Below are 25566 nucleotides of genomic sequence, written 5' to 3'. Positions count from 1 at the left end.
TCATTCACTCCGGGTGATCTTGGTCGAGCGCACCGGCGTACCGGCATTCTCGACGCGTGCTGCGGCAAAGGCGATCATGAAGCGCTGCGCAACTGGCAGCATAGCCAGGATAGCGGCAAGACCGTCCGCCGGCGCAAAGCTCAGCGTCGTCGCGCCCTCGACCGGCGGCTTGCCGGAGCAGTCGAAGACCACGACCGGCGCACCGGTTTCGACCGCGGAAACCGCCATGGCAGTGACGAGATCGAGGGTGGCATCCCGGCCTCGAAACAGGACAACGCCGACCTCGGCGCCAAGCATTTCCATCGGCCCATGCCGAAGCTGTCCTCCCTCCAGCGAGAAACACGGGCGGCGGGAGAGCTCGGTCAACCCCAGCGCCAGTGCCTCCGCCAGCCCCTGCAGCCGCCGGCCCGAGGTCACAACGAGTGAGACGTCGCCGAAAGCAGAAAGTGCCGGCTCGATATCGACTTCGGCCGGTGCCCTGAGCGTGGCCAGTACAGGTGCGGGGTCAGTGCCGAGAGCCGCAAGGATCGCAAGATGCAGGGCGAAACTCACCGTCAGGCTGCGCGTCGCGGCAAAGGCCAGTTCGCTGCCGCCGGCGCCGACCAAAGACGGAGCCGACCGCGCAAGAAAGGATGTGCCCTCCAGGGTCAGTCCGAACGTATCCCGGGTGCCGCCGGTCTCCGCAAACCAGCGCAGCACCTCGGCGCTTTCTCCGGATTGCGACGTGATGAGCACCGTTCGTTCCTCGAGCGGCAGCGGCATGCCGAGCTGTTCGGAAAGGGTGACCGCAATCGCCTCGATGCCGTGGGCGCGATACAGCGCCTCGACGGCGCGATTGACGGCGTGCGAGCCGCCCATGCCGAGCAGCAGCAAACGGCCTGTCCTCCTGATCGAGGCAACGACGGTTTTCGCCTGTTCGGCATTGTCCTCGTAGGAGGCGATGGCATCGGCACTCTGCCGCGCCATTTCGCGATCGATAGCCTGGAGCCCTGCCGGGCGATTGCCGATAGAAGTCATCGTTACCCCTTGACGCCACCGCTGGTGAGCCCGGAGATCAGGGCTCGTTGCATAACAAGGCCGATCGCCACGGGCGGCAGGGCGGCAAGCACGCCCGCAGTTGCGATCAGTCCATAATCGGAAACACGGCCACCGGCGAGATCGGCGATGGCGACAGTGAGCGTCTTGGCGCGCAGGTCGGAGGTGAACAGCAACGCGTAGAAGAATTCGTCCCAGGCGAGCAGGAAGGCAAACAGCGCCGAAGTGGCCATCACCGGCGCGGCAAGCGGCAGGGTGATGATGCGCAGCGTGGCCAACAGCCCGGCGCCATCCATCATCGCCGCCGCCTCGATCTCCCTCGGGATCGCATCGAAACCGGACTTCATCAGCCAGGTGGTGAAGGGCGCAAGGATGGTGAGATAGACCAGTGCCAGCCCGAAGACATTGTTGAGCAGGCCAAGATGCGACAGCCCGAAATAGAGCGGCACCGCCAGCGCCACGGGCGGCAGCATATAGGTGGCGATCACCATATAGAGCGACCAGCCGACGGCAGGCGTGCGCGATACGGCCCAGGCGGCCGGAATGGCAAGCGCCAGCGCCGCGATCGTCGCCATGCCAGCGACGACGATGCTGTTGATGAGAGAGGCGACGAAGGCGGCACCGGCGCTGTTTTCGATGCTGGAGAGCAATATGCCGTACCGCGAAAAATCGACAGCCTGCGGCCACCAGCGCAATGGTTTTGCTGTGAGATCGGCGGCCGGCGATATGCTCATGACAAAGAGCCAGACGAGCGGCGCGAGGATGACGGCGGCAAGCAGCAGCGCGCAGGCATGGACGAACAGGGAAAACAGGACACTCTTGCGCTCCATCAGGCGTTGCTCCCGGCGGTCTTTCGCACAAGCGCAGCATAGGCCGCAGCCAGCACCGCCACCAGCAAGGTGACGATCAGAGCGAGCGAGGCGCCGGATCCGGCGCGCTGGAAGGAGAACGCCTCCTGATAGACGAGGATCGACAGGGTGCGCGTGCTATTCGCCGGTCCGCCGCGGGTCATCACCCAGATGATGTCGAACACCTTGAACGCCTCGATGGTGCGAAGCACCAGCGCCACCATCAGCGGCCCGGCCAGATAAGGCAGGATGACAAAGCGGAAGCGGGCAAAGGGACCCGCGCCGTCGACCAGCGAGGCGGCGGTGATGTCGCGCGGCACGGCTTGCAGCGCGGCAAGCGCGATCAATGCCACCAGCGGAAAATTCTTCCAGCAGTCGGCGACGATCAGCGAGGCGAGCGCCGTTCCGGGTTCGCCGAGCCAGGAGCGGTAGGCATCGAGCAAACCGATCTGCGTCAGTGCCGCGTTCAGCGCGCCATATTCCGGATTGTAGATTAGCCGCCACAGCGTCGCGTTGACGACCGTTGGCAGCGCCCAGGGCAGGATCATCAGCCCGCGCAGCACGGTGCGGCCATAGAATTGCTGATTGAGGAGAAGCGCGGCAAGCACACCGAGAACCATCTCGGCAAAGACTGAAATGATCGCGAATTCCGCCGTGGTGATCAGGCTGCGCTGGAAATTGGAGCCCGAGATCGTCTTCACGTAATTGTCGATGCCGACAAAATTTCCGGCGGTGCCGACGAGCTTGGCATCGGTGAAGGAGAGCCCGACGGTATCGACGAGCGGCCAGCCGATGACGGCAACCATGACAGCGAGCAGCGGCAGCATCAGAAGCCATGCACGTGTGGTCATCGAGGTCCCGGACATTGGGGCTGCTTTTCCTGAAATCATCTGGCGCAAGGGGCCGGGCGGCAGGGAGGATGCCGCCCGGAGATGGCGAATGCGAGCGAAGGGGCGGACCCCTGCGCCTTTAGAGACCGCTGTTTTCGGCGGCGGTCTTCAGCGCATCCTCCGGACTGGTCTGGCCAAGCAGCGCTTCCTGGATGGCCTGCTGCAGGGCTGTCGAGAGCTCCTGATATTTCGGCGTCGTCGGCCGCGGATACATGGCCGCGAGCCCCAGCTTGGCGGCCGCGATCAGTTCTTCCTGGCCCTTGGTTACCGCCGGATCCTCATAGGACGATGCCCAGATCGGCAGGCTGAGCTTGGCGTACTTGTTCTGCACCTCCTGCGAGGTCATGAAGGTGATGTACTTCCACGCTTCGTCCGGATGCTTGCTGGTCGAGGTGATGCCGAGGCCCATGGAGCCGTTCACGGCGGAAACCTCGCTCTTGCCGGCGACGCCCGGTGCCGGCACGACGCCGACCTTGCCGGCAACCTTGCTGTCCTTGCCTGCATTGGCCAGGTTGTACATGTAGGTCCAGTTCAGCGCGAAAGCGGCTTCACCGTTTTCGAAGACCTTGCGGACGTCTTCCTCGAGGAATTCCTTGGAGTTCGGGTTGGAGATGCCGGAGGTATAGCTGGACACCATGTATTTCAGCGCATCGAGACCGCCACCCGTCTGGAATGCCGGCTTGCCGCCATCGAGGAACTTGCCGCCATAGGCGCTGACCAGTGTCGTGTAGTCGCAGATCGCCGCTTCCGCCTGCGACCAGCTCCAGGTGATCGGCGTCGCGAGCAGGCCCTTGTCCTTGATGGTCTTCGCCTGTTCGGCAAGCTCGTCCCAGGTCTTCGGCGGCGCCTTGATGCCGGCCTTCTCCAGGATTTCCTTGTTGTAGAACAGGTACTTCGTATCGAGGATCCAGGGCATGCCGTAATAGGCGCCGTCATACTGGACCGTCGTCCAGGCACCCGGCAGCACGCCCTTCTTCATGTCGTCGGTGATGCGCGAGGACACGTCGACCAGAACCTTGTTGCTCGCATATTCGGCCGGCCAGATCACGTCGAACAAGACGACGTCGTAGCCGCCGCCGGAGCCCTGCGCCAGCACCGTCTTGTCGTGCAGTCCCTCGTAGGGCACGAATTCGAGATTGACCTTGACGTCGGGATTGGCCTTGCTGAAGGCCTCCGTCATGGCGCGGACATCCGCCTCGCTATAGGCCGCCTGCGCCATGAACAACGCATTGAGCGTGGTTTCGGCATAGGCGTTGGTCGCAAGGAATGCACCGATCAGTGTCGCGCCGATAAGCGCGTTGCGCTTGGATTTCAACATGTCTTGCCTCCAGTGATTGACAACAATCGTTTCGCCGGCGCGCGACTGCGCGCATCACTCCGGAAAGCTGCCTTTCGGCGGCATCCGGCATGTCTTGTCGAAGTGTCGCACGGCCATGGGAGAGTTCCGCACGCCGTTTCGTTCCCATGAAAGCTCTTCGGCTCTCTTCATTAAGTCAATTGATTTGACTTATTTCTTGTTCAATAACCTAATAGTGTCAAGAGGAATTTGCGAGTGAATGAGATGCGGGTGATACGAGGCAAGAGCGGCACCAACCAGGAGGGAACGAGCGCCCACAACCGCCGCGTCATGATCGACGCACTGCGGCTGAACGGCAAATTGTCCCGCGCCGACCTCGCCCGGGCGTCCGGTCTCACCAAACAGGCGGTCTCCAATATTATCGACGATCTGGAGCAGGACGGGCTGGTCGTGTCGCTGGCGGCGGTGCGCAAAGGCCGCGGCCAGCCGTCGACGCCGTATCGGCTGGTGCCGGAGGGTGCATTCGCGATCGGCCTGCAAATCGACCGCTATATGACCCGGGTGATCGCCGTGAACCTTCTCGGCACCGTGCTGGTGCGCGCCGAGACCAACCTGCCACCGGGCGGACCTGCGAACGGCGTGAGAGTGATCCTCGATCTCGTCCAGCAGGTGAGGAAAGAACTCGCCGGTATCGCGGAACATTTAGAGGAGCGCCTTGTCGGCCTCTGTGTCGCCATGCCGGGGCCATTCGGGCTTGCCTCCGACAATGACGATCAATGGATGATGGCGGCCTGGCAGAGTTTTCCGCTGCTTGAAACGCTCGCCGCCGGCACAGGGCTGGAAGTCGCCCTGCAGAACGACGCCGCCGCCTGCGCCACCGCCGAGCGCATGGTCGGCGCCGCGCACGGCGTTGACCACGCCGTCTGCCTCTATGTCGGCTACGGCATCGGCGCCGGCCTCATCCTCAATGGCGAACTCTATGCCGGTGGCAACGGCAATGCCGGCGAAATCGGCATGGCGCTGCTGCCGCCCACCGCCGGGCGCCCGGAACGATCACCGCTCGAACACCGCGCATCGCTTGCCTCGCTCTACCAGCATCTGAATGCCGATCCGGCCGATCCGAAACTTCATGACCGGTTGAACACATTGGTCAGCAAGGACGATCCGGCGGTCGCCTCATGGGTCGACGCCGCCGCCGAGGAATTGCGCTGGGGGGTGCAACTGATCGAGACGATCTTCGATCCGCAGACCGTCATCCTGTGCTCCAGCGCACCGGAAGCACTGACACGGCGGATTTTCGACGCCATCCACCCCCTGCTGCCATCCATCGCAAACCGCCGCGGGCGCGCCCTGCCGCGCCTGCAACTCGGCATGACCGATCCCTGGTCGGTCGCGCTCGGCGCCGCCGCCGAACCGATCAGCCGCGCCTTCGACCCGCGCTTTTCCGCAATCCTGAAGACGCGGGCGAGCGCCGGCGGCTGGAATGTGCAACCATGATATCCCGTATCCAGCTTCATAGCGACGGCCCTGCATTTTCAAGATTGGTCTGGGGGGCATATCGCATCACCAACGATCCGGAGAGACGAGAGATCGCTCACATCGCCCGCATGGTCGACACCTGTCTCGACGCGGGGATCACGACGATCGATCACGCGGATATCTATGGCGGCTATCGCGTCGAAGCGCTGTTCGGCGAGATGCTGGCAAGCCGCCCCGATCTGCGCAACAGGATCGAACTGGTGACGAAATGCGGCATCGCGCTGGTCAGCCCGGCCCGGCCGGATCATCACATTAAACACTATAACAGCACGCCCGAGCATATTCGGCAGTCGCTCGAAAACTCACTGCGCAATCTGAAGGTCGATCACATCGATCTGTTGCTTTTGCATCGGCCAGATCCTCTGCTGGACGGCGCAGAGGTTGCCGGCGTGCTGGAAGCCTTGGTCGCGGAGGGCAAGACACGCGCCGTCGGCGTCTCGAACTACACGCCGTCGCAATTCGCGCTGCTGCAATCGAAGCTCAGCATTCCGCTCGTGGCAAACCAGATCGAGTTGTCCGTCAGCCACACGGCACCGCTTCATGACGGGACGCTCGACGACTGCCAGCGCCTCGGTGTGCTCCCGATGGCCTGGTCTCCGCTTGCCGGTGGCCGGTTGTTTGACCCGGAGAAGGGCAATCCGAGACTTGTCGAGCTACTGACCGATCTCTCGGCCCGCTACAATGCGGGTGGTCCGGCTGCCGTCGCGCTTGCATGGCTGCTGCGCTTGCCCTCCAAACCACTGCCGATCATCGGTTCGACCGACCCCCAACGGCTGCAGACGCTAACGCGCGCCGGCGAAATCGAACTCGAGCTTCAAGATTGGTTCCGGGTGCTGGAAACGGCAACCGGGCGACCAGTGCCTTAGCTGGGTTCCGGACAGGCCGGGTCAGGCAGCCCGAAAAGCCATGACGAAGCAGCCGAGTGCACCGAGGGAGGAGAGCGTCCGCACATGGTTCCACCTCACCCAATCGACGAGATAGGTCGATGACCACAGCCGGGCGGCCTCCTCGCTTTGCGGCAGCAGCGCTTCAAGCTGATTGTTCATAGGCACGTTGACGACCATCGTCACGAGGATCGTGCCGGCAAGGAAGAGAAGACCGCCAGCGATCACATAGAGCCTCGCCGGGCTGCCGGTGAAGACCGCGATGGCGACAAGCACGAGCGACAACAGGGCCGTTCCCAAAAAGGCCAGCATGAACCATGGATTGAGGATGACGACATTGATCGACTGCATGGCGGCGACGCCTTGAGCGGCCGGCAGGCGGCCAAGCGCGCCCATGATGCAGACGGAGAAGATGAAGAACAGGCCGGCATTGACGCCGGCGCCGATTGCTGCGGAAAAGATCAATAAGGGAAAAACGCCAGCCATCCTGTCAGGTCCTCCCGCATAACGGTTGCAGTCGACCCGGATCCGCCGACGACCGGTTTGCCAGCACGCAGCCGGCGGAATCCCAACCGACGATGATGAAATCATAGCTGCCCGCATCAACGGCAGTCCCACGCCTGCTCACGCCCGCCACTCCCTCGACTGCCGACGTCGCAATACGCGATGTCCCGATCGAGACCGTATCGCCGCGCCTGACGCCGCTCAAGCGCAAGTTCGCACGATATGAGCGATTGCCGCCGCGGCGGCGCCGACTAAGCGCAGAAGACGTGCGCGCTGGCCGGGTCGAAACCGAGCGACACCGTGTCACCCCGCGCCAGGCCGGCGGTTGCCTCGTGTCCGAAGGGCAATCGCACCGACAGCGCTTCACCGGACGGGACCGTTGCGGCAACATGGATGTTGCTGCCGAGGAAGGTGATGTCCGTGACGGTGGCCGACAGCCCGTTGCCGCCGGTCTGTCCACGCTTGAGGGAGAGGCGTTCGGGGCGCAGCATCAAGGCGGCGTTGCTGCCGGCCGCAGCACTGCCATGGATGGGAACGCCGCTGATCGTCATGTCCTTGCCCACCGCGAGTTCCGCCCGCCCGTCCCGCGCTGACAGGACGCGGCAGGTGACGAAGTCGCTGTCACCGATGAACTCCGCGACAAAGCGGGTCGAGGGATTGGCGTAGAGCTCCGGCCCGGTGCCGATCTGGTCGATCACCCCCTTGGAGAACACTGCGATGCGATCCGACAGCCGCAGCGCCTCCTCTTGGTCGTGCGTCACATAGAGGATGGTCACCTCGGTTTCCTGATGGATACGGCGGATCTCGTGCTGGATCTCCTCCCGCAGCTTCTTGTCGAGCGCCGATAGCGGCTCGTCCATCAGCAGCACGGGTGGATCATAGGCGAGCGCCCGCGCCAGCGCCACGCGCTGCTGCTGGCCACCCGACATCTGCGCCGGCTTCCGGTCCTCGAACCCTTCGAGCCGGACGAGCTTCAGCATCTTCGCCACCTTGGCATCGACTTCGGTCTTGGGAAGGCGCCGGACCTTCAACGGAAACGCGATGTTCTCGCCGACCGACAGATGCGGAAACAGCGTATAGCGCTGGAACACCATGCCGATATTGCGCTTGTGCGAGGGCGTCGCAATCAGGCTCTGGCCGTTCAGCAGGATGTCGCCCGCCGTCGGGTTTTCGAAGCCGGCGAGAATGTAGAGCGTCGTGCTCTTGCCCGATCCGGAGGGCCCGAGGAAGGTCATGAACTCGCCGCGCTCGACCGTGAGGTTGACATCCCGGATGGCCGTGACGATGCCGTAGTCTTTTCTCAAGGTGCGGATTTGCAGGAAGGGTGCGGTCATGATTTCAGTCCTTTGCGCAACAGCGCGACCAGAAGCATCAGGGCAATGGTAATCACGATCAGAAGGGTGGAAGCGGCGGCGATCACCGGCGTCAGGTCCTGCCGCAGTGTCGCCCAGATCTTGACGGGAAGCGTCTGCAGCGTCGGGCTCGCCATGAAGATCGCCAGCACGACCTCGTCCCATGACGTCAGAAACGAGAAGACGGCTGCCGAAAACAGCCCATGGCTGATCGACGGCAGGGTAATCCGCAGCTTCGCCTCCAGCGGGCTTGCGCCACAGAGCACCGCCGCATCCTCGATCGACTTGTCGAAACCTTCCAGCGCATTGGTGATGGAAAGGATCGAGAACGGCAGCGCCACCACGAGATGGGCGATGACGAAGCCGGTCACCGTGCCGTTGAGGCCTATTCTGAGGAAGAAGGCATAAAGCGCGACGGCAAGCACCACCACCGGCAGGATCATCGGCGTCAGGAACAGGGCTCTCAGGCCTTCCTTGCCGATGAAGCGGCCCCGCACGAGACCGAAGGAGGCGACGAGACCAATGAGGACCGACAGAACCGTGACGATGGCGGCGATGTAGAAGCTCGTGCCGGCGGCTTCAAGCCAGCGCGGGTCGGCGAAGAAGGCCTCGTACCATTTCAGCGTCCAGGCCGGCGGCGGAAAGATCAGCCATTGCGACGAACCGAAGGAGAGCGCGGCAATGAAGACAATGGGAAGGACAAGGAAGGCTGCCGTCAGCCCGGTGATCCCAACCAGTATCCATTTCCAGCCGCCGAGACGATCGAAATTGAGCAGCATCTCAGCGTCCCTCCATGCGGGCGGTGCCGAACAGCCTGAGCTGGATGGCATAGAGTGCCAGGGTGACGACGAGCAGCACGAGCGCCGCTGCGCCGCCCATGCCCCAGTTGACCAGCGACTGGACGAATTGCGCGATGAGCTCGGCCAGCATCATGTTCGCCGTGCCGCCCAGCAGCGCGGGGGTGACGAAATAGCCGAGCGACATGACGAAGACCATCAGGGCACCGGAGACCATGCCGGGTGTCGCAAGCGGAATGAGGACGCGCGTCAGCGCCTGCCACCGCGTCGCCCCGCACAGCGCCGCCGCCTGCAGGATAGCCGGATCGATCTTGCGGATGACGCCATAGAGCGGCAGGATGATGAACGGTAGCATGATATAGGTCATGCCGATGGTGACGCCGACAAGGTTGTTGACGAGCGGCAGGGGTTCGCTGATCAGCCCGAGCCCCATCAGCGTCTTGTTGATGACGCCGGTGCGCTGCAACAGCACCATCCAGGCATAAGTGCGCGTCAAAAGATTGGTCCACATCGACAGAAGCAGGATGGCGAAGACGATCGAGGACAGCCGCGAAGGCATGATGGCCAGCGCCCAGGCGACCGGAAAGCCGATGGCAAGCGTCACCACCGTGACCAGTGCGGACACGCTGAAGGTGTTCAGGAATATCTTGAGGTAGGTGGTCGATCCAAGCAGTGCCTGGTAGTTGCCAAGGCCCGGCTCCGGCTCCAGCACGCTGCGCAGCAGCAGCGACAGCACCGGCAGGATGAAGAACACCACCAGCAGCAGCAGTGCCGGAACGGTCAGGGCGAAATTCCTCGACCGGACTGGACGGATCTTGCCCATCACTGTTGTGTTGTCTCGCTCGGTCAGCAAGGCCATGCCGAAAACCCTTTATCAGAACGGTTCCGTCGAGTACGGAAGGCGGAGCACGAACCGGTCGCGCCCCGCCGATGACGTCTTACTTGGCTTGCCACGCGTACCAGCGTTCGCCGATCGCATCGCGGTTTGCCGCCCAGTAGTCCATGTCGGCATTGATCTGGCTCGCCGACTGCATGTCCGGCAGCGTCATGCGGATCTTTTCATCCATGATGGCGCTGGAATCGAGGTTGATCGGAGCGTAGCCGGTACTGATCGCCATGTTCGCCTGGGCGTCGGCGCTGGTCGCGGCCGCAATGAACTTCATCGCCGCTTCCTTGTTCTTCGTGCCTTTCGGCACGACAAGGGCGTCTGCCGCCGTGATGTTCTGCTCCCATGACGTTTCGACGGTGACGCCGGTTTCGGCAAGCGCCGTCAGGCGACCGTTCCAGAACGAGCCGAAGGGCGCTTCGGCGGAAGCCAGCAGCTGCTGGGATTGGGCCCCGCCGGTCCACCAGATGATGTCGGCCTTGATGGTATCGAGCTTCTTGAAGGCACGATCGAGGTCGAGCGGATAGAGCTTCTCGGGCGCGACACCGTCTGCCAGCAAGGCAGCTTCGATCACGCCGGGCGCCGACCACTTGTAGAACGTCCGCTTTCCGGGGAACTTCGCGGTGTCAAACAGGTCCGCCCATGTCTTCGGGCAAGCCGAAACGGCATCCTTGTTGCAGCCGATGACGAAGGAATAATAGAAGCTGCCGACGGAGTAGTCGGTCAGGAAGCGTGGATCGAGCTTCGACTTGTCGATGACCGAGAAATCCAGCTTTTCGAGCAGGCCGGCCTTGCCAGCCTGGACCGCATAGTCGCCCTCGACGTCGACCACGTCCCAGGTGACGCTGCCGGCTTCGACCATGGCCTTGAGCTTGCCGTAGTCGGTCGGTCCGTCCTGCAGCACGTTGATGCCGCTTTGCGCCGTGAACGGATCAGCCCAGGCCGTCTTCTGTGCATCCTGGGTGGTTCCGCCCCAGCTGGTGAACACCAGATCGGCGGCCGCAGCCGCGGTGGAAAGCCCGAGTGTAGCGGCCATGGCCGCGATGATGAATGTCTTTGTCATGTTCCCTTGCTCCGTTATCGTTGACTGTTTTGTGATGGTTTGCAGCGATCTGCGCCGCTGATTGCGGACCTGTTGACGCCGGATTTTTTCCTACTCCGGCATGCAGGCCTTCTGTGCTCACGCCGGCCGCGATCCTCCCGTGGGCGAAAAGGCTGCCGGTTTCATGATCTTGTTTTCGGCGACCTCGATCAGGTCGCGGATCTTCGGCAGAAAGCCCTGCCAGTCCGGATCGGCCATCAGGCGGCCGCGGCGCGACTCGCGATCATCGAGACTGGAAAAGCCCCAGATATGGACGATCTCGTTGATCGGGCCGATCTCCGAGAAGAAATAGCCGATCAGGGCGCCGAGATGCTTTTTCTGGATGGCGATGCCTTCCTCTTCCACGACCTTGAGATAGGCCGGGATGGCACCGTTCTTCAGCCGGTAGGTGCGGATTTCGTAGAACATCGCCGTCACCGCATCACGAAGGGATCGGGGATCGGATCATCGGACGTCCGCAGCCACACGGTCTTGGTACGGGTGTAGCCGAGCGCTGCGGCGAGCCCGCCTTCCCGCCCGTCGCCGGAAAGGCCCGACCCGCCGAAGGGCGCGATCGGCGACACTGCGCGGTACGTGTTGACCCAGACGATGCCGGCGCGGATCGCTTTCATCAGCCGGTGCGCCCGCGTCAGGTTCTGTGTGAAGATACCCGAGGCGAGCCCGTAGGGCGTGCTGTTGGCAAGCTCGATCGCTTCGGCCTCCGTCTCGAAGGAGATGACGGAGAGAACCGGGCCGAAGAATTCCTTGTCCAGCGACGGCGCGCTGGTGCCATCGCAATCAAGGATGGTCGGGCGATAGAAATAGCCCTCCCCGGCCGGTGCCGAGCCCCCGGTCACGACCTTGGCACCCGCATCGAGCGAGGCGGCGACCAGCGTTTCGATATGCCGGCGCTGCCGTTCCGTTGCCAGCGGTCCCACCTCGGTCTCCATCGAGAGCGGCGAGCCGATGCGGATCGCCTCGGCCTTGGCGGCGAGGATTTCGAGGAAGCGGTCCTTGACGCTGCGCTCGACGATCAGCCGCGAGGCGGCGACGCAGCTCTGGCCGGTGGCGGCAAAAATGCCGGCGACCTGCGCATTCGCGGCACTTTCGAGATCGGCATCGGCGAAGACGATGAGCGGCGACTTGCCACCGAGTTCGAGCGAGGTCGAGGCGAGGTTCTCCGCCGAACTGCGCACGATATGACGGGCGGTCTCGGCCCCGCCGGTAAAGGCAATATGGGCGACCTTCGGATGCGCGGTGAGCGCAGCGCCGCAGGTGGCCCCAAAGCCGGTGATGACATTGACGACACCCGGCGGGAAACCGGCCTCATCGACGAGCCGGGCAAATTCGAGCAGCGGCGCCGGTCCGTCTTCCGACGCCTTGACGACGATCGTGCAGCCGGCCGCAAGCGCCGGGCCGATCTTGACGGCGGCGAGGAAGAGCTGGCTGTTCCAGGGCACGATCGCTGCGACGACACCAACGGGCTCGCGGCGCAGCCAGACGTCCATGTCCGGCTTGTCGATCGGCAGGAAGGCGCCTTCGATCTTGTCGGCGAGCCCGGCATAGTAGCGATAATAGTCGGCGACATAGGCGATCTGCGAGGACGTTTCGCGGATGATCTTGCCGGTATCGCGGGTTTCGAGCTCGGCCAGCCGCGGCACGCCCGCCGCGATGAGATCGGCGAGCCGGTAGAGCAGCTTGCCGCGCTGGGTCGCCGTCATCCGCGCCCAGCGGCCGCCGCCGTGCAGCGCCTGGTGGGCCGCCTCGACCGCGCGGTCGACATCGGCCTCGCGGCTCTCGGGCATCTCCGCCCAGGCAGTGCCGGTTGCCGGATCGACGCTTGGGAACCGCGCCTCGCCATTGCTGAAACGTCCGTCGATGTAACATTGGAACTGCTGCATCGCCTTACTCCCCGAATGCCGGCATGACCTCGGCGATGAAGCGTTCGAGCGAGGCCTTCTTGCGCTCGAAGCTCATGCCGGTGTCGATCCAGAAGGAATATTCGTCGTAGCCCATCGCCTCGTAGGCTTTCAGCCGGCCGATCACCGCTTCGGCACTGCCGACCACGTTGTTGGCCCGCATGACGTCGGCCGACAGCATGGCATTGGCGGCGATATCCTCGGGCGGAATCCGCTCGATCAGGCCCTGATGGATCGGCTTCTCGTTCTTGAACCAGGCGAAGAAGTAATTGTAGTAGACGCTCATCTCGTTGGCGGCCTGGGCGATGTCGGCTTCATCGGTGCCCACATAGGTGTGTCGCAGAAGCATGATCTTCGGCCGCTCGACGGCGGCGTTCTTGGCGCAGGCCTCGTTGAAGCGCCCCATCAGCGTCGCAACTTCGTCGTCGCCCTGCCAGAGCGGCGTCACCTGGACATTGCAGCCATTGGCGACCGCGAATTCATGGGAGTTGGGATCGCGCGCCGCCACCCAGATCGGCGGGTGCTGCTGGATCGGCTTCGGTGCGGAGGTGGTCGACGGGAATTTGTAGAACTCGCCGTCATGGGCGTAGTCGCCTTCCCACAATTTCTTCACTGCGGGAATGAGTTCGCGCATGCGCTGGCCGGCCCCCCAGGCATCGAGGCCCGGCAGCAGGCGTTCATATTCGAAGGAATAGGCGCCGCGCGCGATGCCGATATCCAGCCGGCCGTCGCAGATGAGATCCGTCATCGCCGCTTCGCCGGCAAGCTTGATCGGATGCCAGAACGGCGCGATCACCGTGCCGGTGCCGAGCCGGACATTGGTGGTGCGTCGCGCCAGATCGGCGATGGTCACGAACGGATTGGGGGCGATGGTAAAGTCCATGCCGTGATGTTCGCCGGTCCAGATGGCGTGCATGCCGCCCTTGTCGGCAATTTCGCAGAGCGCCACGAATTCCTCGTACAGGCGCTTGTGATCCTGACCGGCATCGAGCCGCTCCATGTGGACGAAGAGGGAAAATTTCATCGCGATCAGGCCTTCCTTGAAACCGGGTGTACTTTGCCGGCCGTCTCGTTGCCGAAATAAACGCCGAAATTGCCGATGGAGTTTTCCAGATCGAAACGCCGGACGATGTCGGCAGTCGCGGCGGCATCGAATGTGTGCTTGAGCGCCTCGCCAGGCGGCAGGAACCGTCCGGCGGCCGGCTCGCCCGTTGCCGCGGTTGCGCGGTAGACGATATGTTGCCGGTTGTCGGCGCGGCTTTCATAGACGGAATAAAGGAAGCCGATCGACACGCTCAGTCCGGTCAGCGTCTCCAGGTAATCCCGCAGCATCTGCGTCGGCTCGCCGCCTTCCATGGCGCAGGTCGGAAGGCTGAGGACATCGTCTCCAAGCAGAAGGACGGAGCCGTCGCGCTCGATCACGGCGCTCAACTGGGCCTCGCCTTCGGCCGCCGCCGAAACCGCCTTGCCCGCCAGTGCCGGCGTGAAATAGCTGCCCCTGGCATAACCCAGGCCATTCAGGCCGCTGTTGGCAAAGGCCTTCACCCGGCCGGTCATGATGACATGGTCGCCCGCATCCAGCACCTGTTCGGTGGCGCAGTCGAACCAGGCCGCGACATCGGCAAAGATCGGCGAACCTTCCGGTCCCCTCTTCCATTCGACGGCGGCGAAACGGTCCTCGACCGGCCGGGCAAACGTGTTGGAGACATCTTTCTGGGTCTCCGACAGGATATTCACCGCGAACCTGCCGGACCCGGTCATGGCCGCAAAATTTCGCGAGGTCTTCGCCAGGCAGATCAACAGCAGCGGCGGATCGAGCGACACCGAGGTGAAGGAATTGGCGGTAAAGCCGATCGGCTGGCCGGACGGATCATGGGTCGTTACCACCGTCACGCCGGTCGGAAAGGCGCCGAACGCATCGCGCAGGGCGCGCGCATCGAAACTCGCTTCGTTCATTTCATTTCCTCCGGTTTCGCCAGCCAGTCCGAGAGGATCGCGTTCACCTCATCGGGCGCCGTCAGGTTGACCATATGCCGGTGCCCGTCGATCAGCACCGCGTAACCGGCAGGCGCCGCATCCGCCATGGCCTGCGCCATGGCGGGGGTCGAATTGGGATCGTCGGTTCCGGTCAGAAACAGTGCCGGACATCCGACATTCGGCCAGCAATCGGCATAGGTGCTGTCACCGGCGGCAAAGGCGGCATAGGCCGTAGCATACCCCCCGCGATCGACCGAAGACAGCCACCGATGGGTCAGGCGGTAGACATCGCTTTCCTGGCTGTCCGTCCCGAACCAGCGCAGCAGCGGACCGTCGACATCGATCTGCCCGGCACGGATTTCCCGCGCCCGGTCGATGACCGCCGCACTTGCGGCCGCATCGCGACGATAGACGCCGTTCAGCAGCGCCACCCGCGCAATTCGTGCACCGAACGTGGCGGCAGCGCCGCCGGCAATCAGGGCGCCCATGGAGTGTCCGGCCACATTGACGCGCTCGAGATCGAGATCATCGAAAAAACGGCCGAGCCACTCAACGAAGGCCTCGAGACTTGCCCCCTCGGGCAAGGCCCGGCTCTCGCCATGCCCCGGCATGTCGACGGCGATCACCCGATGACTGTCACCGAGCGCCGCCATCTGCGGCGCCCACGCCTCCAGCCGCATGCCGACGCCATGGACGAGCACCAGCGGCTCGCCGGCGCCCTGCTCCGCATAGGCCGTGCCGTTCTTGGTGTGTGACCGCCGGACCGCTTTCATGTCGGCCTCAGACCGCTGCCGGATTGTTCGCGTCGTTGCCAAGATCCTTGAGGTCCTGGTAGCGATCGCCGATGCGATGATGCGGACGGCCGCCGACCGAAGCGCCAAGCGCGACAACGATCTCATTGGCAGCCGGCGCGTCGGCAACCGACGTCTGGATGGTGAGGTAGTGCGAGCGGCGCCCCTCGTCGTTCTTGTCCATCAGCGGGATCATCAGAGGCGCATTGGCAGGCCCCCGCGTGTTGCAAAAGGCAAGATAGGACTTTGCACCGACCGCGGTACGATAATGATTGCCGAAGCGAAGCGTATGGATCAGCGCAGAGGCATGCTCTATCTCGCCGTCGAGCCCGACGATTGCGGCTTTGCCATAGGCCTCGACCTTTTCGCCCGAGCCTACAGCTTCGATGATCATGCGGGTGAGGAGTTCGCCGAGCACCGGTGCCGCAGCATGGATCTCCGGCTTGAGGTCTTCGACGAAGCCCTGCCCGGCCCACGGATTCTTCACCACCGCGATCGCGGCATAAAGCTTCAGCGGCGTCTGGGCGGCCCTGCCGCCCTCGACCAGCGTGGTTTCCACCTGAAGAAGTGTCTTGCGGATTTCGATAGCCAAGGCCGTATTCCTTCGATGTGTCGATATGCCTTATGATGGTATACCATAATACGACGTGTCAAGCCTTGTTTTGAATCATTTCAGCGTCTATGAATGGAACCATGAACAACAAGCTTTTCGCCCAGACCGCCGAACCCGCCCGAGATCTGGCATCGCTCCGGATCGAAACGCCGCCTGTGACCCTTCGGGAAATGGCGCTCGACCGGCTGCGCGATGCGATCATTGCCGGCCTTTTCAACCCCGGACAGCGACTCGTCGAGCGCACGCTCTGCGACCAGCTCGGCGTCTCCCGCTCCGTCATCCGCGAAGTGCTGCGCCATCTCGAAACGGAAGGTCTTGTCGAGACGGCGCCGAAACAGGGGCCGATCGTCGCCCGGATCGATTGGCGCCAGGCGCGGCAGATCTACGACGTCCGCATTGCGCTCGAAACGACGGCGGTCGCCGATTGCGCCCGCAACGCAGATTCGAAGACGAAGGAAAAGCTGAAGGCGATCCTGCAGGATCTCGACCGCAATTCGCGCAAGAACGATGCCTTGACGATCCTTACCGCGACCACCGATTTCTACGAGACGATCTTCCTGTCGGGCGTCCACGAGATCGCCTGGGATATCGTCAAGCGGCTGAACAGCCGCATTTCCCGCCTGCGGGTCATGACCCTTTCCACCACCAACCGCACCGTCTCGGGTCCGGCGAGGATGCGCGAGATTTTCAACGCCATCGAACGCAACGACCCCGATGCGGCGGCCGCCGCCTGCCGCGCGCATATCGAGGAAGCAGCCCGAATTGCGCAAAGTCTGCTGGTACCGGTCGACCAGCCGAAGCTTTGACCGCCCCTACCTTTGCGCGTCGTTTCGAACACAACAACTTCGGCCAATCTAACCGATTGACTTATCAGGACTGAGGCATACCTTTTCCTGAGCGCAACCGCCTTTCGCCGGCAACGGTTACGAGTGGTGCGCTCCGACCACGGCGGCACGTCACGATCCGCGGGCCGGTGTTTCGGGCAACCTGGAGGAGGATTGCAGTGCGAAACCAAATTCTGATGATCGGGCTATCCCTAGCCGTACTCTGTCCACCCGGCGCCCTCGCCCAGGAAGGCGATGCCGAGGCGGGCGCCGCCGTCTTCAAGAAATGCGCAACCTGTCACGTCGTCGATAGCGACAAGAACAAGGTCGGCCCCTCGCTGAAGGGCCTGTTCGGCAGGAAGGCCGGAACACACCCGGATTTCAGCTACTCGTCGGGGATGAAGGCGGCGGGCGAAGGCGGGCTGGTCTGGGACGAAACATCGCTGCGCGACTACCTGCACAATCCAAAGGCGAAAGTAAAAGGAACGAAAATGGCCTTCGCCGGGGTGAAGAAGGACGACGAAATCACCAACCTGATCGCCTATCTCAAGCAATTCCCCTGACAACAAACATGCGCGCCCACTCTTTAGGCGTATGCACACTGCTAATTGCCTGAATTTGTTGTTCGTGCGATACTGATTCTGCAATATTTCTACAGGTTACGCATTCATGTCCGCAGCCGTCCGAGGCAGGGAGGGGACAGGAAATGGCTGTAGTGCTTATTCTCGTTTTCGTGGCAGTTGGATCCGTGGTGTTCCATCTGTTCAGCCCCTGGTGGTGGACGCCGATTGCGTCTAACTGGAACTACATCGACAATACCATCATCATCACGTTCTGGATCACCGGCTTCGTCTTCGTCGCGGTGGTGCTGTTCGTCGCCTATTGCGTCTTTCGCTTCCGCCACCGCCCGGGAAACCGCGCCGCCTACGAACCGGAAAACAAGAAGCTGGAAGTATGGCTCGCCTCGGTGACAAGCATCGGCGTCGCCGCCATGCTGGCGCCGGGGCTTTTCGTCTGGCACCAGTTCGTCACCGTGCCGCCCGGAACCACCGAGGTCGAGGTCGTTGGCCAGCAGTGGCTCTGGAGCTTCCGGCTGCCCGGCGCCGACGGCAAGCTCGGCACCTCCAACACCCGCGCCATCGGCGACGGCAATGCACTCGGCGTAAACCCCGATGACGCAAACGGTCTCGACGACCTCATCATCGAGGGCGGCGAATTGCACCTGCCGGTCGGCAAGCCCGTCAAGATGCTGCTGCGCTCGGTCGACGTGCTGCATGATTTCTACGTCCCCGAATTCCGGGCGAAGATGGATATGATCCCGGGCATGGAGACCTATTTCTGGTTCACGCCGACCAGAACCGGGACGTTCGAAGTCCTGTGCGCCGAACTCTGCGGCACCGGGCACCCGCAGATGCGCGGCACCGTCGTGGTCGACAACGAGGCCGACTATCAAACGTGGCTGCAGGAGCAGCAGACGTTCACCCAGCTTCTCGCAGCAAGACAGGAACAGACGACGATTGCATCCAGCACGTCCTCCTCGAAGTAGAAGGCGCGCCAAAGACGAACCGGGAGGGAAATGATGGTCGATATCAGGTCCGACGCAAGCGAAGCCATCCCGCCTTCTGAAGTGGAGGATGTCGAGCTTTATCATCCGAAGAGCTGGTGGACCAAATATGTCTTCAGCCAGGACGCCAAGATCATCGCCATCCAGTATTCGATGACCGCGACCGCCATAGGCATGGTGGCGCTGGTGCTCTCCTGGCTGATGCGCCTGCAACTCGGCTTTCCCGGCACGTTCGATTTCATCGACGCCGATCACTATTACCAGTTCATCACCATGCACGGCATGATCATGGTGATCTATCTCCTGACCGCGCTGTTTCTCGGCGGTTTCGGCAATTATCTCATCCCCTTGATGGTCGGCGCCCGGGACATGGTGTTTCCCTACGCCAACATGCTGAGCTACTGGCTCTATCTGCTCGCCGTCCTTGTCCTTGCCGCCGGCTTCTTTGCCCCCGGCGGACCGACGGGCGCCGGCTGGACGCTCTATCCGCCGCAGGCCATTCTTTCCGGCACGCCGGGTGGCAAGGATTGGGGCATCCTGCTGATGCTGTTTTCCCTCATCCTGTTCATCATCGGCTTCACCATGGGCGGTCTGAACTACGTCGTCACCGTGCTGCAGGGCCGCGCCCGCGGCATGACGCTGATGCGCATGCCGCTCACCATCTGGGGCATCTTCACGGCGACGGTCATGGCACTGCTTGCCTTCCCCGCCCTCTTCGTCGCCGCAGTCATGATGCTGTTCGACAGGCTTCTCGGCACCAGTTTCTTCATGCCGGCAATCGTCGAGATGGGCGAGCAGCTGCAACAGGGCGGCGGCAGCCCGATCCTCTTCCAGCACCTGTTCTGGTTCTTCGGCCATCCCGAAGTCTACATCGTCGCCCTTCCCGCCTTCGGCATCGTGTCCGATCTGATCAGCACCCATGCAAGAAAGAACATCTTCGGCTATCGCATGATGGTCTGGGCGATCGTCATCATCGGCGCGCTCTCCTTCATCGTCTGGGCGCACCACATGTATGTCAGCGGCATGAACCCGAAATTCGGCTTCTTCTTCGCCACCACGACGCTGATCATCGCGGTTCCGACCGCGATCAAGGTCTACAACTGGGTGCTGACCCTCTGGCGCGGCGATATCCACCTGTCGCTGCCGATGCTGTTTGCGCTTGCCTTCATCGTCACCTTCGTCAATGGCGGGCTGACCGGTCTGTTCCTCGGCAATGTCGTCGTCGACGTGCCCCTGTCCGACACGATGTTCGTCGTCGCGCATTTCCACATGGTCATGGGCGTCGCACCGATCCTCGTCATTTTCGGCGCGATCTATCACTGGTATCCGAAAGTTACCGGACGGATGCTGAACGAGGCGATGGGCCAGATCCATTTCTGGGTCACGTTCCTCGGCGCCTATCTGATCTTCTTCCCGATGCACTATCTCGGCCTGCTGGGCATTCCGCGCCGCTATCACGAACTGGGCGAAACGGCCTTCATTCCGGAATCGGCCCACACGCTGAACGCGTTCATCTCCGTGATGGCGCTCACCGTCGGCGCCGCCCAGATCCTGTTCCTGTTCAACCTTGTCTGGAGCCTGAAGAAGGGCAGAGAGGCCGGCGGCAACCCCTGGCGGGCGACAACGCTCGAATGGCAGACGCCGCAGACCCCGCCCGCCCATGGCAACTGGGGCAAGGAACTGCCGATCGTCTATCGCTGGGCCTATGACTACAGCGTCCCGGGTGCGGCCGAAGACTTCATTCCCCAGAACCAGCCGGGGCTCGGCGGCCCGACGCGAGAGGCGGCATCATGAGCGTCATGCTGCTCTTCCTCGCCGCCATCGCCGCCATCATCATCTGGTGGATGGCCCAGCAGCGGCTGACCTCCAGGCCATGGCTGGAAGTGGGCCACCTTGGACAGCCGGGAGGCGGCGAACGGTCGCCGATCCCAGCGGTAAAAATCGGCCTCTATGTGTTTCTCGCCGTCGTCGGCGCCCTCTTCAGCCTCTTCATCAGCGCCTATCTGATGCGGGTCGGAACGCCCGACTGGTGGTCGACGCCCATTCCCCGCCTGCTCTGGCTGAACACCGCCATGCTGATCGTCAGCAGTGCGGCGATGCAATGGGCGAAAACGGAAGCGGAGCGCGGCCGTGACGACCCCATGCGCACCGCCCTGCTTGCCGCGCTGGCAACCGCGATCCTCTTTCTGACCGGGCAAGTCTTCGCCTGGCGGGAACTGACGCAGGCAGGCTATGTGCTCGCCGACAATCCCGCCAACAGCTTCTTCTACGTGATCACGGGAATGCACGGCCTCCACATTCTCGGCGGCCTTGTGGCGCTTGGCCGGACGACGGTGAAAGCCTGGAGCGCCCCCGCATCCCGCAGCCTGCGGCTGAGCGTCGATCTCTGTGCCGTCTACTGGCACTTCATGCTCGCCGTCTGGCTGATCCTGTTTGCACTCTTCGCTGGCTGGGCAAATGATTTCGCCGATCTTTGCCGGCAATTGCTCACATAGGGAGTGGTGACGATGGCGCAGTCCGTACAGACGCATACCGGCGAAACTGATGGGCGCCCGCCCGGCCTGCGCGGAGTCGTCGCCGACTTTTCCTCCGACCAGCGCGCGTTCAAGAACGTGTCCTGGGGCAAGGCCATGATGTGGATCTTCCTGCTCAGCGACACCTTCATCTTCGGCTGCTTCCTGCTCGCCTACATGACCGCCCGCATGTCGACACCCGTGCCCTGGCCGAACCCCAGCGAGGTCTTCGCGCTGACGATCGGCGGCCAGGAAATTCCGTTGATCCTGATTGCCATCATGACCTTCATCCTGATCTCGAGCAGCGGCACGATGGCGATGGCCGTCAATTTCGGCTATCGCCGCGATCGGCGCACGACGGCTGCCCTGATGCTGCTGACAGCTGTTCTTGGGGCATCCTTCGTCGGGATGCAGGCCTTCGAATGGTCGAAACTGATCGCGGAGGGCGTTCGCCCCTGGGAAAACCCCTGGGGTGCTGCCCAATTCGGCTCGTCCTTCTTCATGATCACCGGGTTTCACGGCACCCATGTCTCGTTCGGCGTGCTGTTTCTGCTGATAGTCGCGCGCAAGGTCTGGCGCGGCGATTTCGACGCGGAAAGGCGAGGCTTTTTCACCAGCCGCAAGGGCAATTACGAGATCGTCGAGATCATGGGCCTCTACTGGCACTTCGTCGATCTGGTCTGGGTCTTCATCTTCGCTTTCTTCTATCTGTGGTGAGGTGATCTGATGGAACAAGTTGCAGCGCATGCCCAAGCGCAGGTGAAGGAGCAGCATCAGCAGCATCCGATCCGGCTCTATCTCGTCGTCTGGGGATTTCTGTTCGTCCTCAGTGCCGGCTCCTATTTCGTCGACTATGTCGGCCTGCACGGATACCTGCGGTGGTTCCTGATCCTGCTTTTCATGATCCTGAAGGCGGGGCTGATCGTCGCCGTGTTCATGCATATGGCCTGGGAGCGGCTGGCACTCGTCTATGCCATCCTGCTGCCGCCGCTCTTGGTCCTCGTCTTCGTCGCCATGATGGTATCGGAATCCAACTACACGATTTTCACGCGCATGGCCGTCTCCGGCGGCGCTCAATAAGCGGCCCCGGCTACCCGGGAGCAACCAATGCCCATTTCCGCCGAACGGCTGAAGGACCTTCTGCATGTGACGGATGCGTCGCTGGATCTGGTCGCGTCCGTTGCCGAGGACCGTGGCGACCATGCCGTCGAACGCCTCCGCTTCCGCCTGTCCGATGGACCGGAAATCCGCGGTTTCATTACACGGCCGATCGCAAGCCGCGGGCGAGGACCAGCGCTTCTCTACGCTCATGCCCATGGAGGCAAATATGATATCGGCGCCAGCGAACTGCTGGACGGACGGCCCGCACTGCTGGATGCTCCCGGACCCGTCCTGGCTCGGGAAGGCTATGTCACCCTTTGCATCGAGATGCCGACCTTCGGCGAGAGGGCCGGGGTGACCGAGAGTGCAGCGGCAAAGGCCGCTCTTTGGCAGGGGCGAACGCTGTTTGGCCAGATGCTCGGTGAGCAGGCTGCCGCATTGACCTGGCTTGCGTCACGCGGCGATGTCGATACGGGCCGCATCGGCATGACCGGCATCTCGATGGGTGCCACCCTTTCCTATTTCCTCACCGCCATCGATGCCCGTATCGCTGCCGTCGCACATCTGTGCAGCTATGCCGATTTCACCACTCTCATCGAGACCGGCGCCCACGACCTGCACGGCCATTACCTGACGATCCCCGGTTTGCTGTCGGAAACCTCGAACGGCGAGATCGCCGGTCTCATCGCGCCGCGTCCCCAGCTGATCTGCGTTGGCCTCGATGATCCGCTGACGCCGCCGCCGGCCATTCGCCGCGCCTTCACCGCAACCGCCGCCGCTTACGACGCTGCAGGCAAACGGCCGATGCTCGCTCTGCTGGAAGAAGAGGGTGTCGGGCATCGTGAAACGGAAACCATGCGTCGCGCGGTGCTTGATTTCTTCCGCCGCCATCTGTGAAGCGCCAGTCGAGCAGCTGCACCGGGAGGGCCGGGATATTGGCGCGCAGGTTAGTTTTGTTGGCAGATCTGGCTGTTTTTACTGTCGCTTTGAGAGCCGCGCAAAGTGCTGTACTGTATAGTCCGGAGCCAACGTCCGGTCGCGCATTTCAACCGATTGAAGAAGTAGCCGCGGATCATGGAACTTGCCGTTGCCCTTGGCCTGATCGTCTTCAAGGTCGCGTTTCTGATTGCGATCCTGCTGCTGCTGCCCTTGCCGCTAACCTGGGTGGAGCGCAAGGTCGCCGGACACATGCAGCAGCGGATGGGGCCGATGCGCGTCGGCTGGCACGGGCTGCTGCAGCCGGTGGCGGACGGGATCAAGCTCCTGACCAAGGAAGACCACATCCCGGCCGAAGCCGACCGCTTCCTGTTCAAGCTGGCGCCAATCCTGGCGCTCGCCCCGCCCTTCGTGGTGTTCGTCGCCGTTCCCTTCGGCGAGAGTATCTCGGTCCTCGGCACCGAGATCACGCTCTACGTCTCCAACATGAATGTGGCGCTCCTTTTCGTTTTCGCGGTGATCGGCATCGAAGTCTATGGCGTCATTTTCGGCGGCTGGGCCGCCAACAGCAAATACGCCGTGCTGGGGAGCCTCAGGACCTGCGCGCAGATGATCAGCTACGAGATCCCGATGGGGTTCGCGGTCATCGGCGTGGTGATGCTGGCGCAGTCGATGAGCCTGCTCGACATCGTACGGGCGCAAGCCGATGTCTGGAATGTCGTCTACCAGCCGGTCGGCTTCTTCGTGTTCTTCGTTGCCGGGCTCGCCGAGGCGCAGCGCATTCCTTTCGACCTGGCGGAAGCGGAAGGCGATCTGGGAGCCGGGTTCCATACCGAATACAGCGGTATCCGCTTCGCGTTCTTCATGGTCAGCGAATATGCCATCGTGTTGCTGGTGTCGGTCCTGGTGGTGATCCTGTTCTTCGGCGGCTGGAACGGTGTATTGGTCCCCTTGCCACCGCTCCTCTGGTTTGTGCTCAAGGTCGCATTCTTCGTCTATCTGTTTATCTGGTTCCGCTTCACGTTCCCGCGCTACCGTTACGACCAGCTGATGGCGATCGGATGGAAAGTCTTGCTTCCTCTGTCGATGGCGAACATAATTATAACCGGTGTACTTTTAGGAGCCGTAGGGGCTCCGTAGCGAGGCGGCGATGTCGCGCGCAAAGGACAGAGTTGGAACATGGATCGGCTGGGGGTTCTTCGCCGATCTGGCGAACGGCTTGGCTTTGACCTTCGGCTACATGTTCTCCAGGCCCGTCACCATGCAGTATCCGGACCAGGAAAAATGGCTGCCCTACCCGCGCTACCGCGGGCATCACTTCCTGAAGCGCGACGAAGAGGGCGAGATCAAATGTGTGGCCTGCGAGCTTTGCGCGCGGATCTGTCCCTGCGACTGCATCGAAGTTGTCCCCTACGAGGACGAGAACGGCAAACGTCACCCGGCGAAATTCGAGATCGACACGGCCCGGTGCCTGTTCTGCGGGCTGTGCGAGGACGCCTGCCCGGCGGACGCGATCGCGCTTGGCCAGCAATATGAATTCTCGAGTTTTTCCTCGCGCGACCTGGTGATCGGGCGCGACGATCTGCTCGCCAAGCCTGGCAAGGCGGCAACCGGCGGCGGCGTGGTTGCCGCGCGCCTGGATACGAAGAAGGACGTACGCGTCGAGACGAAGGAGACGCAAGGCTACAACTGGTGGCGGAATATCCGGAGAACGTGAACCCGCGCCAGCTGTCAAACAGAAGCGCTTGGAAGGAGGCTCAGATGTTTGTCGGCGAAATCATGAAGAACAAGGGTGCCGGTGTCATCGCCGTCGCGCCCGATCAGACGATGGTGGAAGTCCTCAGGCTGTTTCGCGACAACAATATCGGCTTCGTCGTCGTCAGCCAGTCGAACAGCGAATATCTGGGTACGCTGTCGGAGCGGGATTGCTGCAATGCGGTGGCGGAATACGGGGCCAAGGCGGCGATGATGCGGGTCGCGGACATCATGAACCGCAACGTGGCGACCTGTTCGACACGGGATGTGCTCCCCGTCGCGATGGGGATCATGACCCAGCGGCGGACGCGTCATGTGCTGGTCAGGGACGGCGACGACATTGTCGGCGTGGTCAGCATCGGCGACGTGGTTAAACACAGGCTCGACGAAGCGCAGCGCACGGAGCAGGATCTGCAGGATTACATCTGCGGGACCAGGTATCACTGACGTCGGCGGATCG

General features: G+C 62.7%; 28 protein-coding genes. 13 read left to right on the top strand and 15 right to left on the bottom strand.

Going from position 1 to position 25566, the window contains the following annotated elements:
- The 4 genes from A3AY_RS0115980 to A3AY_RS0115965 form a co-directional block, all read right to left on the bottom strand.
- On the bottom strand, positions 1-1017 hold the full coding sequence (locus A3AY_RS0115980; protein ID WP_026203496.1) for an SIS domain-containing protein: 1017 nt from the start codon (positions 1015-1017) through the stop codon (positions 1-3).
- A 2-nt stretch (positions 1018-1019) separates the two neighbouring features.
- On the bottom strand, positions 1020-1865 hold the full coding sequence (locus tag A3AY_RS0115975; protein ID WP_018326660.1) for a carbohydrate ABC transporter permease: 846 nt from the start codon (positions 1863-1865) through the stop codon (positions 1020-1022).
- Positions 1865-2749, bottom strand: a complete 885-nt coding sequence (locus A3AY_RS0115970) for a carbohydrate ABC transporter permease (RefSeq protein WP_018326659.1) — start codon at positions 2747-2749, stop codon at positions 1865-1867. The genes A3AY_RS0115975 and A3AY_RS0115970 overlap by 1 nt, the downstream gene beginning before the upstream one ends.
- Before the next feature lie 103 nt (positions 2750-2852).
- The gene (locus A3AY_RS0115965) at positions 2853-4091 is read right to left on the bottom strand and encodes an extracellular solute-binding protein (protein WP_018326658.1); all 1239 of its coding nucleotides are present in this window, start codon (positions 4089-4091) and stop codon (positions 2853-2855) included.
- 234 nt (positions 4092-4325) lie between these two features.
- Between A3AY_RS0115965 and A3AY_RS0115960 the strand changes: the two genes are divergently transcribed.
- Complete coding sequence (locus A3AY_RS0115960; protein WP_018326657.1) at positions 4326-5567, top strand: ROK family transcriptional regulator; 1242 nt, start codon at positions 4326-4328, stop codon at positions 5565-5567.
- On the top strand, positions 5564-6475 hold the full coding sequence (locus A3AY_RS0115955) for an aldo/keto reductase (protein ID WP_040668859.1): 912 nt from the start codon (positions 5564-5566) through the stop codon (positions 6473-6475). Before A3AY_RS0115960 ends, A3AY_RS0115955 begins: the two co-directional genes overlap by 4 nt.
- Before the next feature lie 21 nt (positions 6476-6496).
- Here the strand turns inward: A3AY_RS0115955 and A3AY_RS0115950 are convergent, their stop codons facing one another.
- From A3AY_RS0115950 to A3AY_RS0115900, 11 genes are all read right to left on the bottom strand, one after another.
- Positions 6497-6979, bottom strand: a complete 483-nt coding sequence (locus tag A3AY_RS0115950) for an anthrone oxygenase family protein (RefSeq protein WP_018326655.1) — start codon at positions 6977-6979, stop codon at positions 6497-6499.
- Positions 6980-7248: 269 nt separating this feature from the next.
- The gene (locus A3AY_RS0115945; protein WP_018326654.1) at positions 7249-8331 is read right to left on the bottom strand and encodes an ABC transporter ATP-binding protein; all 1083 of its coding nucleotides are present in this window, start codon (positions 8329-8331) and stop codon (positions 7249-7251) included.
- A complete protein-coding gene (locus A3AY_RS0115940) occupies positions 8328-9128 on the bottom strand; it encodes an ABC transporter permease (protein ID WP_018326653.1) in 801 nt (266 codons plus the stop codon). The genes A3AY_RS0115945 and A3AY_RS0115940 overlap by 4 nt, the downstream gene beginning before the upstream one ends.
- A gap of 1 nt (position 9129) precedes the next feature.
- The gene (locus tag A3AY_RS0115935) at positions 9130-9969 is read right to left on the bottom strand and encodes an ABC transporter permease (RefSeq protein ID WP_051108361.1); all 840 of its coding nucleotides are present in this window, start codon (positions 9967-9969) and stop codon (positions 9130-9132) included.
- Positions 9970-10084: 115 nt separating this feature from the next.
- Entirely contained in the window at positions 10085-11095 is a 1011-nt protein-coding gene (locus tag A3AY_RS0115930) for an ABC transporter substrate-binding protein (protein ID WP_018326651.1), read from the bottom strand.
- Positions 11096-11212: 117 nt separating this feature from the next.
- Positions 11213-11542, bottom strand: a complete 330-nt coding sequence (locus A3AY_RS0115925; protein WP_018326650.1) for an NIPSNAP family protein — start codon at positions 11540-11542, stop codon at positions 11213-11215.
- A 5-nt stretch (positions 11543-11547) separates the two neighbouring features.
- Positions 11548-13014 (bottom strand): aldehyde dehydrogenase, encoded by a 1467-nt coding sequence (locus A3AY_RS0115920; protein WP_018326649.1) that lies wholly within the window; start codon positions 13012-13014, stop codon positions 11548-11550.
- A gap of 4 nt (positions 13015-13018) precedes the next feature.
- The gene (locus A3AY_RS0115915; RefSeq protein WP_018326648.1) at positions 13019-14056 is read right to left on the bottom strand and encodes an LLM class flavin-dependent oxidoreductase; all 1038 of its coding nucleotides are present in this window, start codon (positions 14054-14056) and stop codon (positions 13019-13021) included.
- A 5-nt stretch (positions 14057-14061) separates the two neighbouring features.
- On the bottom strand, positions 14062-14988 hold the full coding sequence (locus tag A3AY_RS0115910; protein ID WP_018326647.1) for a flavin reductase: 927 nt from the start codon (positions 14986-14988) through the stop codon (positions 14062-14064).
- Positions 14985-15782, bottom strand: a complete 798-nt coding sequence (locus tag A3AY_RS0115905) for an alpha/beta fold hydrolase (protein ID WP_018326646.1) — start codon at positions 15780-15782, stop codon at positions 14985-14987. Before A3AY_RS0115905 ends, A3AY_RS0115910 begins: the two co-directional genes overlap by 4 nt.
- 7 nt (positions 15783-15789) lie before the next feature.
- Positions 15790-16392 (bottom strand): amino acid synthesis family protein, encoded by a 603-nt coding sequence (locus A3AY_RS0115900; RefSeq protein WP_018326645.1) that lies wholly within the window; start codon positions 16390-16392, stop codon positions 15790-15792.
- Between the two features lie 101 nt (positions 16393-16493).
- Between A3AY_RS0115900 and A3AY_RS0115895 the strand changes: the two genes are divergently transcribed.
- The 11 genes from A3AY_RS0115895 to A3AY_RS0115845 all read left to right on the top strand — a co-directional run bounded on the left by A3AY_RS0115895 (position 16494) and on the right by A3AY_RS0115845 (position 25553).
- On the top strand, positions 16494-17219 hold the full coding sequence (locus A3AY_RS0115895) for a GntR family transcriptional regulator (RefSeq protein WP_018326644.1): 726 nt from the start codon (positions 16494-16496) through the stop codon (positions 17217-17219).
- A 215-nt stretch (positions 17220-17434) separates the two neighbouring features.
- Entirely contained in the window at positions 17435-17800 is a 366-nt protein-coding gene (locus A3AY_RS0115890; RefSeq protein ID WP_018326643.1) for a c-type cytochrome, read from the top strand.
- Positions 17801-17943: 143 nt separating this feature from the next.
- A complete protein-coding gene (locus A3AY_RS0115885; protein WP_026203491.1) occupies positions 17944-18783 on the top strand; it encodes a cytochrome c oxidase subunit II in 840 nt (279 codons plus the stop codon).
- A 33-nt stretch (positions 18784-18816) separates the two neighbouring features.
- Entirely contained in the window at positions 18817-20595 is a 1779-nt protein-coding gene (gene ctaD / locus A3AY_RS0115880) for a cytochrome c oxidase subunit I (protein WP_018326641.1), read from the top strand.
- A complete protein-coding gene (locus tag A3AY_RS0115875; RefSeq protein ID WP_018326640.1) occupies positions 20592-21296 on the top strand; it encodes a cytochrome c oxidase subunit 3 in 705 nt (234 codons plus the stop codon). Before ctaD ends, A3AY_RS0115875 begins: the two co-directional genes overlap by 4 nt.
- Positions 21297-21308: 12 nt before the next feature.
- Positions 21309-22031 (top strand): heme-copper oxidase subunit III family protein, encoded by a 723-nt coding sequence (locus A3AY_RS0115870; protein ID WP_018326639.1) that lies wholly within the window; start codon positions 21309-21311, stop codon positions 22029-22031.
- 9 nt (positions 22032-22040) lie between these two features.
- A complete protein-coding gene (locus A3AY_RS0115865; RefSeq protein WP_018326638.1) occupies positions 22041-22394 on the top strand; it encodes a cytochrome C oxidase subunit IV family protein in 354 nt (117 codons plus the stop codon).
- 27 nt (positions 22395-22421) lie between these two features.
- The gene (locus A3AY_RS0115860) at positions 22422-23312 is read left to right on the top strand and encodes an alpha/beta hydrolase family protein (protein WP_018326637.1); all 891 of its coding nucleotides are present in this window, start codon (positions 22422-22424) and stop codon (positions 23310-23312) included.
- A gap of 177 nt (positions 23313-23489) precedes the next feature.
- Positions 23490-24491: an NADH-quinone oxidoreductase subunit NuoH gene (gene nuoH / locus A3AY_RS0115855; protein ID WP_018326636.1), complete on the top strand. Its 1002-nt coding sequence runs from the start codon at positions 23490-23492 to the stop codon at positions 24489-24491.
- A 10-nt stretch (positions 24492-24501) separates the two neighbouring features.
- Entirely contained in the window at positions 24502-25068 is a 567-nt protein-coding gene (locus A3AY_RS0115850; RefSeq protein WP_018326635.1) for an NADH-quinone oxidoreductase subunit I, read from the top strand.
- 44 nt (positions 25069-25112) lie between these two features.
- A complete protein-coding gene (locus A3AY_RS0115845; RefSeq protein ID WP_018326634.1) occupies positions 25113-25553 on the top strand; it encodes a CBS domain-containing protein in 441 nt (146 codons plus the stop codon).
- The last annotated feature ends 13 nt before the right edge of the window (positions 25554-25566 follow it).

The sequence above is a fragment of the Rhizobium giardinii bv. giardinii H152 genome (genome assembly GCF_000379605.1).
Classification (GTDB): Bacteria; Pseudomonadota; Alphaproteobacteria; order Rhizobiales; family Rhizobiaceae; genus Pararhizobium; species Pararhizobium giardinii.
This window is presented reverse-complemented; position numbering and strand designations above follow the sequence as displayed.

What these genes read in the sequence shown, in the direction of transcription:
- A3AY_RS0115870 (WP_018326639.1), top strand. Translation starts at nt 21,309, where the DNA reads ATGGCGCAGTCCGTACAGACGCATACCGGCGAAACTGATGGGCGCCCG.
- A3AY_RS0115865 (WP_018326638.1), top strand. Translation starts at nt 22,041, where the DNA reads ATGGAACAAGTTGCAGCGCATGCCCAAGCGCAGGTGAAGGAGCAGCAT.
- A3AY_RS0115945 (WP_018326654.1), bottom strand. Translation starts at nt 8,331, where the DNA reads ATGACCGCACCCTTCCTGCAAATCCGCACCTTGAGAAAAGACTACGGC.
- A3AY_RS0115950 (WP_018326655.1), bottom strand. Translation starts at nt 6,979, where the DNA reads ATGGCTGGCGTTTTTCCCTTATTGATCTTTTCCGCAGCAATCGGCGCC.
- A3AY_RS0115970 (WP_018326659.1), bottom strand. Translation starts at nt 2,749, where the DNA reads ATGTCCGGGACCTCGATGACCACACGTGCATGGCTTCTGATGCTGCCG.
- nuoH (WP_018326636.1), top strand. Translation starts at nt 23,490, where the DNA reads ATGGAACTTGCCGTTGCCCTTGGCCTGATCGTCTTCAAGGTCGCGTTT.
- A3AY_RS0115850 (WP_018326635.1), top strand. Translation starts at nt 24,502, where the DNA reads ATGTCGCGCGCAAAGGACAGAGTTGGAACATGGATCGGCTGGGGGTTC.
- A3AY_RS0115885 (WP_026203491.1), top strand. Translation starts at nt 17,944, where the DNA reads ATGGCTGTAGTGCTTATTCTCGTTTTCGTGGCAGTTGGATCCGTGGTG.
- A3AY_RS0115915 (WP_018326648.1), bottom strand. Translation starts at nt 14,056, where the DNA reads ATGAAATTTTCCCTCTTCGTCCACATGGAGCGGCTCGATGCCGGTCAG.
- A3AY_RS0115890 (WP_018326643.1), top strand. Translation starts at nt 17,435, where the DNA reads ATGATCGGGCTATCCCTAGCCGTACTCTGTCCACCCGGCGCCCTCGCC.
- A3AY_RS0115955 (WP_040668859.1), top strand. Translation starts at nt 5,564, where the DNA reads ATGATATCCCGTATCCAGCTTCATAGCGACGGCCCTGCATTTTCAAGA.
- A3AY_RS0115925 (WP_018326650.1), bottom strand. Translation starts at nt 11,542, where the DNA reads ATGTTCTACGAAATCCGCACCTACCGGCTGAAGAACGGTGCCATCCCG.
- A3AY_RS0115910 (WP_018326647.1), bottom strand. Translation starts at nt 14,988, where the DNA reads ATGAACGAAGCGAGTTTCGATGCGCGCGCCCTGCGCGATGCGTTCGGC.
- ctaD (WP_018326641.1), top strand. Translation starts at nt 18,817, where the DNA reads ATGGTCGATATCAGGTCCGACGCAAGCGAAGCCATCCCGCCTTCTGAA.
- A3AY_RS0115920 (WP_018326649.1), bottom strand. Translation starts at nt 13,014, where the DNA reads ATGCAGCAGTTCCAATGTTACATCGACGGACGTTTCAGCAATGGCGAG.
- A3AY_RS0115895 (WP_018326644.1), top strand. Translation starts at nt 16,494, where the DNA reads ATGAACAACAAGCTTTTCGCCCAGACCGCCGAACCCGCCCGAGATCTG.
- A3AY_RS0115940 (WP_018326653.1), bottom strand. Translation starts at nt 9,128, where the DNA reads ATGCTGCTCAATTTCGATCGTCTCGGCGGCTGGAAATGGATACTGGTT.
- A3AY_RS0115905 (WP_018326646.1), bottom strand. Translation starts at nt 15,782, where the DNA reads ATGAAAGCGGTCCGGCGGTCACACACCAAGAACGGCACGGCCTATGCG.
- A3AY_RS0115975 (WP_018326660.1), bottom strand. Translation starts at nt 1,865, where the DNA reads ATGGAGCGCAAGAGTGTCCTGTTTTCCCTGTTCGTCCATGCCTGCGCG.
- A3AY_RS0115980 (WP_026203496.1), bottom strand. Translation starts at nt 1,017, where the DNA reads ATGACTTCTATCGGCAATCGCCCGGCAGGGCTCCAGGCTATCGATCGC.
- A3AY_RS0115935 (WP_051108361.1), bottom strand. Translation starts at nt 9,969, where the DNA reads ATGGGCAAGATCCGTCCAGTCCGGTCGAGGAATTTCGCCCTGACCGTT.
- A3AY_RS0115875 (WP_018326640.1), top strand. Translation starts at nt 20,592, where the DNA reads ATGAGCGTCATGCTGCTCTTCCTCGCCGCCATCGCCGCCATCATCATC.
- A3AY_RS0115965 (WP_018326658.1), bottom strand. Translation starts at nt 4,091, where the DNA reads ATGTTGAAATCCAAGCGCAACGCGCTTATCGGCGCGACACTGATCGGT.
- A3AY_RS0115860 (WP_018326637.1), top strand. Translation starts at nt 22,422, where the DNA reads ATGCCCATTTCCGCCGAACGGCTGAAGGACCTTCTGCATGTGACGGAT.
- A3AY_RS0115845 (WP_018326634.1), top strand. Translation starts at nt 25,113, where the DNA reads ATGTTTGTCGGCGAAATCATGAAGAACAAGGGTGCCGGTGTCATCGCC.
- A3AY_RS0115930 (WP_018326651.1), bottom strand. Translation starts at nt 11,095, where the DNA reads ATGACAAAGACATTCATCATCGCGGCCATGGCCGCTACACTCGGGCTT.